Source organism: Affinundibacterium baiyunense, assembly GCF_018139645.1.
GTDB classification, from domain to species: Bacteria; Pseudomonadota; Gammaproteobacteria; order Burkholderiales; family Burkholderiaceae_D; genus Undibacterium; species Undibacterium baiyunense.
Window position 1 is genome coordinate 350,205 of sequence record NZ_JAGSPM010000003.1, and the last position, 16,203, is coordinate 366,407.

A 16,203-nucleotide genomic window follows, 5' to 3' on the forward strand; every position below is an offset into this window, starting at 1 on the left:
ACATCATTCACTGCACCAAAGAACTCTACAAAGGAAAGTCATGAACTGCTTTGATAAAGCACTCTACTGCTTATTGTCGTCCGTCTTCTTGCTTGCCCAGCCAGTGCATGCACAACACCACCAGCAAGCGGATTCCAAGCAGGTGTGGGAACCAGATCTCGGCAATGGTCGCTATCGCAATCCAATTATCCACGCAGATTATTCCGACCCCGACGTAATACGTGTTGGCAAGCACTACTACATGACAGCCTCTAGCTTCAATAGCGCACCTGGACTACCACTATTGCAATCCGAGGATATGATTCATTGGCGCATCGTCGGCCATGCCTTACCAAATCTGATACCCGCAGAAAACTTCCGCACACCACAACACGGCAAAGGTGTATGGGCACCTAGCTTGCGTTTTCATGATGGCAAATTTTGGATTTTTTATCCAGATCCTGATTTTGGTATCTATGTCATGACCGCCAAAGAATTTACTGGGCCATGGAGTACACCGCATCTCTTGGTTGCAGGCAAAGGTTTAATCGACCCGACGCCGTTATGGGATGAAGATGGAAAGGCGTGGCTATTACACGCCTGGGCGAAAAGTCGTGCCGGCTTTAATAATCAACTGACGCTACGAGCGATGGCTCCCGATGCCAGCAAGCTCTTGGACGACAAAGGCACACTTGTCGTCGATGGCAATCAACTACCTGGATACAAAACCTTAGAAGGCCCTAAATTATATAAACGCAATGCTTGGTACTACATTTTTGCACCTGCCGGCGGCGTCGAATTTGGCTGGCAATCCGTGTTTCGTGCGAAGAATATCCTTGGCCCTTATGAAGAAAAAATCGTGTTAGCACAAGGTGATAGCAAAACAAATGGACCGCATCAAGGTGCAAAGGTCACTGCAGAAGATGGCCGCGATTGGTTTTATCATTTTCAAGATAAGCGTGCGTATGGTCGCATTGTGCATTTACAACCGATGCAATGGAAAGATGATTGGCCAGTAATGGGAAAGATGCACCCAACAACTGGCATCGGCGAACCTGTCGATACTTGGGAAAAACCGGTATTGGAATCGCCCTTAACTAGCTTGGCAAATCCACCCAGCTCTGATGATTTTTCGAGTCCGACTCTAGGCTTGCAATGGCAATGGAATGCCAATTGGAACAGCGATTGGTATTCACTCACGGCAAATAAAAATCATCTACGTCTTTATCCGCAAGCACTCGCTGCGTCGACATCGACGACTTCAAGCTTAATCGATTACCCTGCCATCCTTTTACAAAAACTCCCCGCACCGGCATTCAACGCTAGCGTAAAACTTAAACTCAATACCAACATCAATGGTGATCGTGCTGGCTTGGTCTTGTACGGTTTGCATTATGCTTGGATAGGACTAGAAAAACATCAAGACCATTTTTTGCTGCAATACCGTACCTGCAGGAGTGCGAACTTAAATCTACGCTGTCAGGAAAAACTTGTGCATTCAAAAATCATAAAGCGAGCCGAAATCCATTTAAAAATTGCACTCAATTCAGCAGGCATGGCGCAGTTTTATTACAGCGAACAAGGAGAGCATTTTACCGCTTTCGATACCGAATTTAACGCATCACCAGGACGTTGGGTAGGAGCGAAAGTTGGCTTATTCCATATGAGCACTAGCGATGTAGCAAGCTCCACGCTAGTTGACAACACGAACGGCAACCAAGCAAAGTCGACAAACAGATTTGCAGACTTTGCTGATTTTCGTATGAGCCCCAGAACAAATTACTAACACTGGTTACTGATAACTCACAAAAATAGATTGCAAAGACAAATGACGAGAATAAGCTATTGCGTACGCTGATCCGATACATGGAACGGTGCATACCAACAAGCGATAAAAGAAGGAATCGTTGCTACCATCACCAGCACAAAGTAACTGACGTAGCCGAGATATTCTTGTAAATGTCCACTTAATACACCCGTCAGCAAACCACACAAGCCCATCAAGCCAGTGCCATAGGCATAATGTGTGGTGGTGTATTTTCCCGGTGCGAGTTCTTGCATCAAATAAATCATAAAGCCAACCGAGCCGAAGCCAAAAAAGAACTTCTCAATAATCACGCCAGCGCCTATCCAATACAAATTCTCTGGCAGATAAATACTCATGATCAGAAAAGTCACATTTGGAATATTCACCGCACAGCAAAGCCAGAATAAAGTTGATTTCAAACCTCGTCTTGCAACCAACCAGCCACCTAATAGTGATCCCAATAAAACAGCAGCAAGACCATAGGTACCATAAATAATGCCAAGTAATTCATTCGACAAGCCGAGGCCACCCTTGCTAGTAGGATCAACCATAAAGAAGGGGCCAATTTTCTCTAGGAAGCCAATACTTAATCGAAATAAAAATGCAAACGCAATCATGCGCCATACATCGCGTTTCTCAAAAAAGCTGCGAAATGAATCAACGATAATGCCAACCGTCGCAGAAACGCTATCAGGTGTATTACTAGCGCGCTCACCATCTGGCATCACACGCCAATGCCACACCGCCATCAATAAGGTCAGTCCAGCAACCAGTAGAAAAATAATCCGCCATGCCTCTATCCATGCTGGGCCAAAGCTGGTACTACTATGCTGAAACACATCCGTATGCAAACGTCCACTCAAATAAACCAAGCCGCCAGCAGCAACAATCGGGCCGATGTTCCAGCTCAGACTTTGAATTCCGCAATATAAAGATTGGCTGCGTGCATCAAGCGAAGTCACATACACACCATCACTGGCAATATCTTGTGTGGCGCCGACAAATGACAATATCCAAAACAGCGGGATCAATACCAACATGTAATCCGGCAAAGACATCGCAAATGCAACACCTGCAAACCCCAAGCCGATCAATACTTGCGCACACAAGACAAAGAATTTCTTGGTCTTATACATTTCAACAAACGGCGCAAACAGCGGTTTAATGGTGTAAGCCAGAATAAACATGCTGGAATACTGTGCCGCTCTGCCATTATCCATGCCCAAGTTTTTAAACATGATGGCACTTACATTGGTCAGCATCATAAAACCCAAGGCCATCGTGAAGTAGCCAGTTGGTACCCACAACAATGGTGAACGAGCGCTGTTAAATCGCTGCATAATCTTTATCCCGATTGATTGATTTTTCAAGCTGTACCAAGCTACTCTTTATTTCTGAGTGCGGTGTTGCCGAAACGATAGGCAAAGCACGACTATGCCCTTGCAAGTGCTGCGCTAGCAGTACTGATGCGCCCGTCAATGCTGGTTGCTGTGCCGTGATCACATAGGTTGGTATCTGTGCTGTGAAGTCAGAAAAACGGCCCTTCTTTTCAAAACAATGACGAAATGAAGAGCGCGCAAAAAAACCACCCAAACGCGGTACCACACCGCCACCAATATAAATCCCGCCTTGCGCAAACAAAGTCACCGCTAAGTTGGCTGCAAAGGTGCCGAGCATACCGCAAAAACAATCCAGCGTCTCTAAGCAAACTGCATCGCCATTCAAGCCATTGGCAACGATCATTTCTGTCGTTAAGGTATGATCAATGACGCGCCCTGCAGATGCCGCCAAGGCCGCATGAATTAATGCAATTCCGGGTCCCGATGCGAGACGCTCGGTTGATACGTGTTGATACTGTTCCCAACAATAACGCAACACCGCGACCTCGCGCTCATCAGCAGGAGAGAATGCCACATGTCCACCTTCGCTTTGCAGTGACTTCCAAGCACCTTGGTCTGGTACCAAAGCACCGACGCCCAAGCCAGTGCCTGCGCCTAATATTCCAATCACACTATCTTTACGCGCGTAGCCTCCGCCAATTTTGCGTAACTCATTGACCTGTAAAGTCGGAACCGCCATCGCCAATGCCGAGAAATCATTGACCATCAACAGAGTATGCAACCCCAAGGTCTGTTTGGCAGCAGCAACAGAAAATGCCCAGTGATGATTCGTCATCTTAATCGCATCTTGTCCAACCGGATTGGCAATCGCAATCACCGCATGACGCACCGTCAGGTCTGCATGCATTTGCAGATAATGAAGTGCCGCATCTTCAAACCGCGGAAAATCCAACGTTGCCAGAGTTTGGATGCGACAAATAGCGCCGGATGCCAACTCCAATGCAAAACGTGCGTTAGTACCACCAATATCCGCTAATAAGCGTGCTTCATGAATTTGTTGAGATTCTTGCATACCAAATCCTTTCACTATCAGCGCTCACGCCCTAGCACGCTTAGCTCGTTGTTGGGTGACGAAATCACGATACCAAATCGCACTGTCTTTTAATTGACGTGTTTGTGTCGCGTAATCCACATGAACGATGCCGAAGCGTTTTGAATAACCAGAGTTCCATTCAAAATTGTCGAGTAAGCTCCACAAAAAATAGCCTCTCACATCCACCCCTGCATCAATCGCTTGCGACAATGCATCCAGATGTTTGCGGACATATTCAATGCGTGCAGTATCTGCAACCTTTCCATCGACAATTTGGTCAGCAGCTGCCATACCGTTTTCGGTGATATAAATCGGTGGCAATTTGTACTCGGCCTGTAAGGCGATCAATAACTCCGTCAAACCTTGCGGATAAATCTCCCAGCCCATATCAGTCACACCTTGTAAGGCTGGAGCGGGAATAGGCGGATTCGCCGCCGAGCACCACGCGCGGAAATAGTAGTTCACACCAAGAAAATCAATCGCTTGATGAATCACTTCCATATCGCCAGCGTGAACGATCGGTGCTTTATCACCATGCGCGCGCAGGGCTAGCTCAGGATAACGTCCTTTAAAAATCGGATCCATAAACCATTGCACCGAGCGTGCATATTCCAACTCGGCCATCGCCCGATCAGCATCGCTTGCTGTTGCCGCATCGGCGGTCCACTGATTTAAGACAATGCCTAGATCAGCATTCACGTGTTCTGCACGCATCGCCGACATCGCTAAACCATGTGAGAGCAATAGATGATGTGATACTTGTATCGCACTTTTCTCATCCGCGATACCGGGAGCGAACTGTGCATTTCCATGGCCTAAATTCGCAGTGCACCATGGCTCATTGTGAGTCGCAATACTCGCTACCCGATTACCGAAGCGACGCGCTACCTCTTGCGCATAATCGGCGAAGCGATAAGTCGTATCTCGCGACAACCATCCACCAGCATCTTGCAAAGCCTGAGGCAAATCCCAGTGATACAAAGTCAAATGGGCTGCAATATTTTTCTTCGCCAAGGCATCAAGCAAGCGATCATAAAAATCAAAACCCGCCTCGTTCCAAGCGCCCTTCCCTAGCGCCTGAACGCGCGGCCATGCCATAGAAAAACGATAAGTATCCAATTTAAGCGATGCCATTAAATCGACATCCTCTTGATAACGATGATAATGATCACAAGCGATCAAGCCATTGCTCTGGTCTTTAATATTATTGGGATTCTCGCAAAAACGATCCCAAATTGATGACCCCTTACCATCTTCGTGTGCGGCCCCCTCGATTTGAAAAGCGCTGGTGGCAACACCCCATTGAAAGTCGGCGGGAAAGTGCGATGTGTGCGTCATAGTGATCCAATGAATCCAAGTACAGGCGTAAAAAATCCAGCACAGACAATGCACGGTACTTAAGAGAAGCTGTAGCCAACAATCAATTGACTAGGCCAAAGCGAACTTATCTTAAGCTGTACAAATCTGTGAACTTGATCAAATACGTCGTTAATAAAAAAGTGACGAAATAAAATGAGAAATAAAGGTGATAAAAATTCATAGTAGGCATCGACCGATTATTAAACCTGTCGATGCCCCTTGAACTGGGTGCTGCCCAATCTGAATTAATCTAAAAAGTCATCGCTCTCAACAATTTAGAAATTAAATCCAGCATTCATCCCTACTGTGCGTGGTGGCAAATACTGTGCGACCCAAATACCACCGGTGTTGCCGTTCTGTGCACTCGTCTTCACGTTGGCATTCGTTGCATTGCGAACGAAGAAGTCCATATAGAATTTATCCCCTTCATAACGCAAACCTAAGTCGGTACGTGAATAGGCTTTTTGTTTGTCTGGTGCGCCGAAGTAATCACTAAACACGCTGAGATTACTTTCTGTTTCATAGTGCACACTCACACGTGGAGTTAAGGTTCCTTGGCTCAGATGGAAGGTATGTTGATATTGAATCTGCATTTGGATTTTTGGTGTATGCGCCATCGTCACACCAGTCACATCAACACAGTTCGACACCGTTTTATCCGCTTCGCAAGTTGGGATTACATAGTCATTCGACCCTGCTAATAATTTGCCGAGTTTGGCTTTTGGAGTGTAGGCTAAAGACAATTGAATTCTGTCGTCTTTACTTAACTTAGCAGCGATTTCGGTTTCAAAGCCTGCAATTTTTGCGCCTTCAGCACTGGTGGTCGCCAATGTTCGACTTCCATCCGGATTGGTGACAGGAGCAGAAAATTGATAGTCTTTGAAATTCTCGTAAAAAATTGCATTACTAATTTTGACCGCACCATCCAACAAGGTGTGCTTGGTACCGAACTCGTAGTTGGTCAGCGTTTCTGGTGCGTAAGTACGACCACCATCTTGCAGGCCACCTGATTTATAGCCGGTCGAAATGCTGGTGTAGAGCATATTGTTCTTATCCAGATCGTAGCTAATACGCGCCAATCCAGTCAGCTTGCTACCAGAGTACTTACCATCATTCAAACCTGGGCTACCAAAACCAGAATTCGGCTCCCAAGGATTGACGTTTTGATTCACTGGAATCTGTGCCACCGTATCTGGCGTAGCTGGATAATTTGCCCAACCATAACCACGTCCACCGATATTGGCACGATCGTCTTTGGTGTAACGCGCACCCGCAGTCAAATGTAATTCATCAGAAACATTCCACGTCGCTTGACCGAAAATTGCCTTAGAAGCGACAGTTTCTTTGGGTTGAATAAAGGAACCTTGCCAACCCACGGTGCCTTGTTGCGTACCATTCATAATTGGCAGATCAAAACGGATGTTATTGTCTTCTGCGGCATAGTACAAACCAAGTAACCAATCGACTTCTTTCTTGCCTGTAGATTGGACTTCTAACTCATGACTATAGTTTGTATAGTTGGATGAATTGGTATTGTGCTGACGATGGCTACCGCCCGTAGTAAAGCTAGTCGGTACCACCACACCTGCATCACCATCAAAAGTTTGAGAACCACTAAATTTCGCGTAACCTGCGATATAGGCAAGCGACACATCATCACTCAATGCGGTTTCAAAACGACTACGAATCGCATCAGAATCGCGGTGAATATTCGGTGCGGTATCGATCAGCGCGGACCACATCTTCTGCCCTGCTCGCGGTGTTTGCATCAAGTTCATATGTGGTGCGCCACGATCCGCAAACTTCTCATAAGACAAATCCCATTTACTTGTGGACGTTGGTTTCCACAACATTGAGAGTCGCGCTGCAGTTTGATTCTGTGCACCATATTTTTTACCACCGGTGACGAACAAGGCGGTATTAATTGGCTGGAAGTCCGACAATTTTCCGCCACTGGCGAGAAAAGCTGCACGCTGACTACTCAAAGGAATCGTCGGCATTGTTTGATAATCCACATAGCCATCATGTTGCTCGTTGACGAAAGCAAAGCGTAAGGCCATCGTATCGCTAACCGGCACATTAAATGCGCCGCGCATCCCTAGCCGTTTATAACTACCAATACCCAGTTCCGCATTGCCAAATGATTTTCCTATCACTGGCTTGGTGGTTTGCATATTCACTGCACCAACGGTCGCATTACGTCCCCACAGTGTTCCTTGTGGTCCACGCAAAATCTCAATCGCTTCAAGATCAAACAACAAAGCGGTGGCACCCTCTGGTCGTGGTGAATAAATGCCATCTACAAATGAAGCAACTTCTGGATCGGCATATTCGGTTTTCGCACTATCGTTACCAACACCGCGCATGGTCATGGTCATTACACCGTGATCGCCTTGTGCTGTTGCCGAAAAACCAGGAACTAAATTGACGATGTCTTGCAGAGTCTGCACATGATTGTCTTCCAGTGCAGCAGAATTTAAAGCTGTAATCGCAACAGGAGTGCGTTGCAATGAAGTAGTTCGCTTGGTACCTGTGACCAATACTTCGATAATTTTTTCGGAATTATTTGCGGCTGCGGCAGTTTGTGCCGAGCTCGTCTTGGTGCTGTCGGCGGTAGCCGTAGTCTGTGCATGCGCAACACTTGCGCCTGCGATTAATGCCAACACAGCGAATTGTATCGGGGTGCTAGCGCGCTGCTTTGTTTTTAATACAGTGGTTTTCATCTTGTCTCCATTAGGATTTATTTGTTCACTCGGTTTTAACATCTAAACTGGTCGTGAAAACGATTTCATTTACTGTGAAAACGTTTTCATGATACATTTCGATTAAAAATGATGTCAACAAGAATTTCAAGTGGTACTAAAAATCCTGATAAAAACCAACGGAGACCCCTTATGCCAAAAAGCATGCATATCTTGATTGTGGGCGGAGGCACAGCTGGCTGGCTGAGCGCTGCTTTTCTAGCAAAAACACTGTCAACATCTGACAACAAGCAGATAAAAATCAGCCTTATCGAATCACCTGAAATTGGCATTATTGGCGTTGGTGAAGGTAGTTTCCCCTCGATTCGCGGCACCCTGGCAGCGATTGGTATCAGCGAAGCACGCTTTATCCGCGAATGTCATGCGACTTTTAAGCAAGGCATTCAATTTCGTGATTGGGTGCATACACCAACCGCACCGACCGAATCTGCAAGTTCTACGCCATCCTCGAAGAATTACTACTTTCATCCATTTAGCCAACCAAGCCAACGCGCAGGCATGCCAGAATTACTACCTTACTGGTTACATGGTCTCGCTGGAAAAGATCGCACGTTCGCAGACGCGGTAACGATGCAAACCTATTTGGCAGAATCTGGGCGAGCACCGAAACGCAGTACCGATAAAGATTTTCTCGGGCCAATGAATTACGCCTATCACTTTGATGCAGGCCGTTTCGCTAACTTGCTTGCGGAGCATGCGCGCAGCTTGGGTGTGCAGCATCTACTTGGAAATATCGATGCGGTGCAGTTAGCAGAGAGTGGCGCAATCGCCTCCTTGCATAGTCAAGAGCATGGACAAATTCAGGCGGATTTATACATCGACTGCACTGGCTTTCGGGCGCGTTTAATCGGCGAGGCTTTAGGCTCTCCTTTTCATAGTGTCAACGATGTTCTATTTGTTGATCGTGCCTTGGCGGTGCAAGTGCCCTACCCACAAGAGCAGAGTCCGATTCCATCTTTTACGATTTCTACCGCACAGCAAGCTGGATGGATCTGGGATATCGGATTGCAACAAAGACGCGGCATAGGCTATGTGTATTCAAGCCGCCATACTGACGCCGATGAAGCAGAACAAGTGCTGCGTCACTATGTCGGCGGCAGCATGGCAGATTTACAGCCACGTCAGTTGCAACTTGAACTTGGCTATCGACCTACGCAATGGATACACAACTGTGTGGCGATTGGTCTTTCGGGCGGTTTTCTGGAACCACTTGAATCATCAGGGATCGGGTTAATCGAAACTGCAGCTTATTTGTTGAGTTACCTGTTTCCTTACAATGGAGAGTATGCACCTGTCGCCAAAACTTTCAATCATCTGATGGCGCAGCGATATGAACGCATTGTAGAGTTTATTAAGCTGCACTATTGTCTGAGTCAACGAAGCGACTCTGCATTTTGGCGCGACAACACAGCTGCAGCATCGATTCCTGCGTCTCTACGCGACAAACTCAGCATGTGGCAAGGTCGTCCACCCTCACGCTTAGACTTCATTACCGATCTAGAAATGTATCCACCCTCAAGCTGGCAATATGTTTTGTATGGTATGGAATTTAAGACCCAACTCCCCGCAAACTTGATTCGCGCTGATGAGATAAAGGCTGCGCAAGAAGAGTTTCGCAATATCGAAAAGATGCGTGAGTTTGCAGCAAACGATTTACCAGATCATCGCCAGTTGATTGCACAGATTTGCGCAAGGCAATGATAGTCAAACTGCACTCTTGAAAACGATTTCAACATAGACGAAGCTAAATCAAGCAGCAAAAGCTTTGTCTTCTAAAAAACAGATAATCACGCAATGATAGATAAAATACATTTAAAATACGGCATCTTCTTTTCTTAATAATTTATGAGCTGTGCCAGATTAAGCACAAATACGAGAAGAAATCATGTTAGTTAAATAAGTTATCCATTATTCTGTGCTATTCTTCGGGAAAATTGGCTTGAAACCCTTTTCATACATAAAACAAGAAAAATGATGCTGCATCCGCCAACATGGATGCGCTGTATCGCCAACCTTATTGATGCGACCAGAAGTCGAATTTCATGAATCAACAGATTAATTCCAGTACGAACGACAGCAATGAAGCGCCCACAACTTTAATTGAGGTCGCACGTGTTGCTGGTGTATCCCCGAGTACGGTATCGCGCATTCTGAATGGGACTGCCAAAGTATCGGAAGATAAGCGGCAAGCAGTAATGGATGCCATCGCCAAAACCAACTTCGCCCCCAATCAAATGGCGCAAGGCTTAAAAAAGGGAAAGTCGATGACGATAGGTATCGTCGTGCAAGATATTTCCAGTCCGTTTTTTGACGAAACTTTGCATGGTGTTGACGATGCGCTCAAAGGTACAGGCTACGCCTCTGTCATTGTCAGTGGTCACTGGAATGCAGCGGAAGAAATAGAAAGAATTCGACTACTAATTGCCAGAAAAGTAGATGGCATTATTCTTTTGTCGGGACGAATTACCGACGAATCTGTTTTAAAATTTTCACAGCATCGCCCAATCGTCTCCACCGGGCGAGCCATTCATACTGATAAAGCGCTCGGCTTTAAACTCGATAATGAACATGGTGCGTGGTTAGCAGTGCGCCATCTGATCGAACTCGGCCATCGACGCATCGCCTTCATTACCGGGCCAGCAAATAATTGTGATGCCGCTGAACGTTTAACTGGCTATACACGTGCCTTGCGCGAAGCCGATATTCCCTTCGACCAAAAATTAGTGGTCGAAGGCGATTTCCACGAAAGTAGTGGCATGCGTGCGGTAAATCATTTGTTTGAGAGCCAACAACAATTCACCGCCATCTGCGCTGCAAATGATCTCAGTGCCTATGGCGCACGCCTGAGCTTATATCGTAAAGGCATACGCGTTCCCGAAGATATTTCATTGGTCGGATTCGATGATTTGCCTGGCTCGTCTTACACCACACCGCCACTCACTACTGTCAAGCAACCTTTGTATGAAATAGGCCGCGTCGCCACCAAAGCATTACTCAGCATTATCAATGGCGAGCATTTTGATGCGAGTATTCCACCACTTGAATTAGTCGTTCGAGAAACCACAAAACGCATGCGTTAATCAGACCGCAAGAGCAAACACATCACTCTTGCGCCACTTAACTATCAATCGTTTGATCACGCACCTTGCCGTTGATCTTTACATTCTTGAGTTGCAAGCCTTTTACATTGTATAAAAACATGGCTTGGGTCTGATTTACAGTTTGGCCAAAGTCACAGTTTTCTATCTGCACATTCGATACCGGCAACACCGCTGGCATCGGTTTGGCACCATTGTAGTCTGATGCGACTGGTCCCAAGATAACGATCGCTTGGTAGCAAGAATATGATCCAGATTTTGCCAGTACATTTCCAACTTTCACATTAGATAGTTGAATATTCCGCACCTCTGGTGGACGTGTTCTCACATTGTCAGCAACGGGTGCGTAATCACAATCAAATACGACGACAGCGCCAGCAGCACTGGCTACAGTTTTTGCAGCGAACGGAGAATTGGGTAGGAAGGCATAGTAAGATGGACTCAGTTGCACACCATTTGGGATCGTCACATTGCGCACATAGAAATGACGCAAGAAACCACCACGATTCATATTGGTCTTTAAACGAATCGCGATATTCAAAGGATTCGTCGCCCAGTTCTTGTTTTCAAATAGTAGATTTTGGGCATAGATATGCTCAATCCCGCCCGCCATTTCACTACCTAAAGTAATCGCGCCATGCCCACTTTGCATCGTACAATTTTGAATCACCATGTGCTGTGAAGGGCCGTATTGAGTATCGCGATTCTTACCTGCTTTAATCGCAATGCAATCATCGCCAGAATCAAAAGTACAAGCATCGACCAACACGTTTTCACAAGCTTCAGGATCAAAACCATCACTATTCGGGCCATGACTATTCACCAGCACGTTCGCAATTTTTAAATCACGACAATTGACTGGATGATGCACCCAAAACGGTGCGTCTTTCGCCTGATACCCTTGCAATAACACTTTGTCGCAACCAATCAATTGAATCAAAGGTGGACGCAAGAAGTGGCCTTTGCCAAATACCCGTTTAGACAAAGGCACATTGGCTTCAGACAAAGCGGGCAAGTAAGCTGCATCAGCGCGCCAGCGGTCGCCTTCTCCTTGGATCAACTGTGCTTGCGCTTCATCGATCTGCGTAATCTCACGCAAAGATTTGGCATTGTTAGGATTGACGGTGTTCTCCGACATTTTTCCCGCGACGAAATTGGGCGTCGTTCCCTGCCCTATCGAATTAATCGTGCGTTGTTTACCTTTCCATGTCCACCAGCAATCACCCTCGGCATTAAATGGCACACCAGCTTGGCCATCTAAAATACTGCTATCGCCCTCGCCTGTTAAGGCAATATTGGTTTGCCCAAACGCATACAACATAGGGGAGTAATTTAAGCAATCATTGCTTTGCCAACGCGAGATCACTAATTTTCCGTTTGCGCCACAATTGACGCTGCCATATTTTGCATAATCATCTGGCTGATGACTAAAATAAATATGCGCTCCTGCTTGCAAATGCACATGCACGTTCGTAAGAAGCACAATCGGTCCGGCGCAATACCAATTTCCACTAGGGATGAGAACACGTCCTCCACCCGCTTGATGGCAAGCTTGAATTGCCGCATTAATCGCAGGATAACTATCGAAGGCATCCTTGATAGGCGTCTGCAACATCGCTTGCGATTCAAAAGAAACCCAAGCTTTCAATTGCATCAATTCACATTGCTGCGCTCCATACTGTGTGATTAAAAAATCTTGATCACGAAACTGTAAAGGCTGAGCAAATCGATCAATAATCTTTTGCGCCGCTCCCCATGGATCAGCCATCAAACCTTGATCCTGATCCTCTACCTGAGAATGTACTGGCTGTGCCTGCGCCAAGCTAGCGCTACCCAAAGCAACACCTGCAAAGGTCGTGTTGCGCAAAAAACGGCGACGACTATTCTCTTTGTCGATTGTTGGAATAACTTTGGTTTGGTTGACTTTGGTTTGGTTAATTTTGATATGCATTACTTGACCTCGCTTACTTGGTTCTTTTGCAAACTTACTGCGGCCGGTAGAACGCGATGCGTGTTATTGAATTCTGACAAAAAGATTCCTGTAGTTGCAGGTGCCAAACTCTCCATACTGTCATAGCCTAAATGTTGCACAGGATCGAGTCCGGCTTGCTGTAAATTGCGCCAGAAATCGGCAACAGAAAATTGTGCTGGGCGAAAAGCCAAGCTACCCTTTTTATTCCAATCTGCCCAAGGATGTTGCGCATGGATATGTTCACCGATGCTGGAATTCAAAATCACCGTCTTACCAACTGTCTCCAATACCTTCTTAGAAATGGTGCCAAGCGGTGCCTGATACGCATCGACGTCGGCTAATGTGCAACGATACGACGCCACATTGATAGTGGCATACGGTGTACATTTTTGTGTATGAAACCACTGACGCCCTAAGTAGAATTTGCCAGCCAAAGCATTTGCGCTGCCATCGTGCGTAAAATTGACTTCATTAAACACAAAGCCGTAAGGTGTACGCACATTGGTATTCGGTGCTGTTACGTACGACGTTGAGCGATCACCGAGCGACTTGATTTCTGAACGATAAAAATAAGCGGTGGTATCACCAAAAATGAAATCGACATTTCCTTCGACATAAGATCGATGAAAGAAACTACGTGCTGTATGGGCAATCGCACTGGATCTTAAAAACAAAGTATCTTGGAATCCCAATACACGGACATTTTCAAATTGCACTTTATCCGCGCCCTCAACCATCAGCGCGACTGCTTGATGCTGAACTACCACCACAGGCGCGGTGCCAGCGGTGGCGCCACAAACGGTGTTCGGACATTCTGCGTTGGTATCGACTTGATCTTTGTTATAAGTATTTTGAAATGTGATGTTCTTCGCTTGGAATCCATGACCACGTATCCACGCAATCGCTGACCCGCTAGTACCGATCACTGGGCGGTCTTTTAGAGAAGCATACATTTCTTGAATACTAGGATCGACTTGTGCGAACTGCGCAGCATAACGATGACTATATGCAGTCCCTAGTAAAGCAGCATGCGCACTCGCTGCTATCTTGGTTTTTTGCGCATCACTTTCATTCGAGTACAAGGTAATTGGCACTGCGGTTGCTGGCACATACATCAACTCACGATAAGTACCTGGTTTTACTAAGATATATAAACGCGCTTTTTTCGATTTCGCAGCTAGCAGTTGACGCCCATCTAATACCGCTTGATTGATCGCCGCTTGTACCGTGTTAAATTGCGTCTTGCCATCTGCAAGCGCATTCGCATCCACCACATAATCAACTGGTAACTTAGTCGCAGTCGCCAGTTCGTCTGACAAAGGATTCCACGGATCGATAAGGGGCTTATCAGCTGGCCCAGTACTACGCAACACATTCTCTATCGTATACGCTTGCGCCTGCTGGCTACTTAATTGTGGCCGAAAATCGAATGGTGTATGCACAGGAAAATCCGCAAAACGATTAGCGCACACAGAACTCGATGGATTGTCCCAAACCAGATTTTCCGCTTGTTCAGCAACTGTGATGTTCTTTTGCGCTATCTGTAAATTAGCAAACTGTATCAACTGTGGCGAATTGGCTGCGACACTACTTTGTGCGAAGGAGACATACATCGGATGCGCTTGATCATAAGCGCGCAACACGATACGTCCAGGCGTTAAACTATGTACGCGATCAAACACAATCGCCTTATATGTAGGAATCTTGTCACCAACTGCAGTTCGATCGTAGCGCGTATCTAAATCAATCGGGCGCTTGCTATTACGTATGCAAACATCTTCATAACGTACTTGCTCAACCACGCCACCGCGCGAAACATCGCTCTTGATACGCAAGCCCGATGTCGTACCATCTAAACTAAGATTCTTCACTAAAATACGTCGCACACCACTGTTGGTTTCGCTACCGATTGACATGCCATGACCACTGTAGAAGTGATTATTCAAGATAGAGACATTTTCGGTCGCGCCACCATTACCGCCTTTAATCGCGATATTGTCGTCACCAGTACGAATATAACTATGCGCTATCGTGATATTGCGTGAAGAGATAGGATCAATGCCGTCTGTATTACGTGCATCTGCTGGCGTATCAATCTTGACGCCCCACGCAGTAAAACCATCGGTTTGACTGACCGTCACATGAAAATTCGGTGAATTACGCAAACGTATGCGATAAAACGTGATGTCTTGCGATTTCTTAATTTCAATCAAGCGCGGAATATTGTGCTCATTTTTTTCACGTTGTGCACGACGCGCCATTTGCCACCAAGTTTCGCTCTTGCCTTGCACTAATTGACCACCTTGTCCGTCGATCACCCCATCGCCATAGATTCCACTACCACGTGCCTGATCGATCGTAATAAATGGAGTACAAGTACGGCCTTTCTGCGCATTCACGCCACAGGTTTTACCACCTTTATCGTATAGATCCGCATCGGTACTCGCATACAAGGTTGCATCGCGATCCACGATCAAACTAACGCCACTAGGGATCTGCAATGGACCGGAGTGAAAGCTATCTTTTTCGTTGTTCGCCGCCAGCTGCACTGCTTGCCCTGCTGGACAAGCATTTAATGCAGCCTGAATTCTTGCGGTGTCTAATTGTCGCAAACCTTCTGCATAGACTTGGCTTGCTGTTAGCACCGTGCATACGGCGGGCAAACGTGGTTCACTGACTTGTCGGGTATCTTGTGCGCGACTACTTGGCGCATTCAAAGTAGTCGTCATGGCGATCATCAGCAAGGCATGCTTAGGCTTGAATAATTCGATTTTTTTGAAGTTAGTCATGACA

Annotated in this window: 9 protein-coding genes; 3 read left to right on the plus strand and 6 right to left on the minus strand. The window is 46.3% G+C overall.

Translation table 11 applies throughout. From position 1 onward, the window contains the following. Positions 1–40: 40 nt before the first annotated feature. On the plus strand, positions 41–1,765 hold the full coding sequence (locus KDM92_RS07175; RefSeq protein ID WP_212683697.1) for a glycoside hydrolase family 43 protein: 1,725 nt from the start codon (positions 41–43) through the stop codon (positions 1,763–1,765). A gap of 56 nt (positions 1,766–1,821) precedes the next feature. Here KDM92_RS07175 and KDM92_RS07180 read toward each other — a convergent pair whose 3' ends face one another. The 4 genes from KDM92_RS07180 to KDM92_RS07195 form a co-directional block, all read right to left on the minus strand. Further along, complete coding sequence (locus tag KDM92_RS07180; RefSeq protein WP_189345948.1) at positions 1,822–3,126, minus strand: MFS transporter; 1,305 nt, start codon at positions 3,124–3,126, stop codon at positions 1,822–1,824. Next, complete coding sequence (locus KDM92_RS07185; RefSeq protein WP_212683698.1) at positions 3,113–4,198, minus strand: glucokinase; 1,086 nt, start codon at positions 4,196–4,198, stop codon at positions 3,113–3,115. Before KDM92_RS07185 ends, KDM92_RS07180 begins: the two co-directional genes overlap by 14 nt. A gap of 24 nt (positions 4,199–4,222) precedes the next feature. Further along, on the minus strand, positions 4,223–5,557 hold the full coding sequence (locus tag KDM92_RS07190) for a GH1 family beta-glucosidase (protein WP_212683699.1): 1,335 nt from the start codon (positions 5,555–5,557) through the stop codon (positions 4,223–4,225). Positions 5,558–5,853: 296 nt separating this feature from the next. After that, complete coding sequence (locus KDM92_RS07195) at positions 5,854–8,301, minus strand: TonB-dependent receptor (RefSeq protein WP_212683700.1); 2,448 nt, start codon at positions 8,299–8,301, stop codon at positions 5,854–5,856. Between the two features lie 171 nt (positions 8,302–8,472). On the opposite strand from KDM92_RS07195, the gene KDM92_RS07200 reads away from it, so the two are divergent. Both KDM92_RS07200 and KDM92_RS07205 read left to right on the plus strand, forming a co-directional pair. Further along, positions 8,473–10,041, plus strand: coding sequence for a tryptophan halogenase family protein (locus KDM92_RS07200; protein WP_212683701.1), 1,569 nt, complete (start codon positions 8,473–8,475; stop codon positions 10,039–10,041). 341 nt (positions 10,042–10,382) lie between these two features. After that, positions 10,383–11,420 carry a LacI family DNA-binding transcriptional regulator gene (locus KDM92_RS07205; RefSeq protein ID WP_212683702.1) on the plus strand — a complete coding sequence of 346 codons (1,038 nt, stop codon included), beginning with the start codon at positions 10,383–10,385 and terminating at the stop codon, positions 11,418–11,420. 37 nt (positions 11,421–11,457) lie between these two features. Here KDM92_RS07205 and KDM92_RS07210 read toward each other — a convergent pair whose 3' ends face one another. Both KDM92_RS07210 and KDM92_RS07215 read right to left on the minus strand, forming a co-directional pair. Then, on the minus strand, positions 11,458–13,389 hold the full coding sequence (locus tag KDM92_RS07210) for a glycoside hydrolase family 28 protein (RefSeq protein ID WP_212683703.1): 1,932 nt from the start codon (positions 13,387–13,389) through the stop codon (positions 11,458–11,460). Further along, complete coding sequence (locus tag KDM92_RS07215) at positions 13,389–16,199, minus strand: pectinesterase family protein (RefSeq protein ID WP_230408213.1); 2,811 nt, start codon at positions 16,197–16,199, stop codon at positions 13,389–13,391. The genes KDM92_RS07210 and KDM92_RS07215 overlap by 1 nt, the downstream gene beginning before the upstream one ends. Positions 16,200–16,203 lie beyond the last annotated feature (4 nt).

Excerpts from the sequence above, each read along its gene's own strand:
- KDM92_RS07175 (WP_212683697.1), top strand. The coding sequence starts at position 41 with ATGAACTGCTTTGATAAAGCACTCTACTGCTTATTGTCGTCCGTCTTC.
- KDM92_RS07185 (WP_212683698.1), bottom strand. The coding sequence starts at position 4,198 with ATGCAAGAATCTCAACAAATTCATGAAGCACGCTTATTAGCGGATATT.
- KDM92_RS07200 (WP_212683701.1), top strand. The coding sequence starts at position 8,473 with ATGCCAAAAAGCATGCATATCTTGATTGTGGGCGGAGGCACAGCTGGC.
- KDM92_RS07210 (WP_212683703.1), bottom strand. The coding sequence starts at position 13,389 with ATGCATATCAAAATTAACCAAACCAAAGTCAACCAAACCAAAGTTATT.
- KDM92_RS07195 (WP_212683700.1), bottom strand. The coding sequence starts at position 8,301 with ATGAAAACCACTGTATTAAAAACAAAGCAGCGCGCTAGCACCCCGATA.
- KDM92_RS07215 (WP_230408213.1), bottom strand. The coding sequence starts at position 16,199 with ATGACTAACTTCAAAAAAATCGAATTATTCAAGCCTAAGCATGCCTTG.
- KDM92_RS07205 (WP_212683702.1), top strand. The coding sequence starts at position 10,383 with ATGAATCAACAGATTAATTCCAGTACGAACGACAGCAATGAAGCGCCC.
- KDM92_RS07190 (WP_212683699.1), bottom strand. The coding sequence starts at position 5,557 with ATGACGCACACATCGCACTTTCCCGCCGACTTTCAATGGGGTGTTGCC.
- KDM92_RS07180 (WP_189345948.1), bottom strand. The coding sequence starts at position 3,126 with ATGCAGCGATTTAACAGCGCTCGTTCACCATTGTTGTGGGTACCAACT.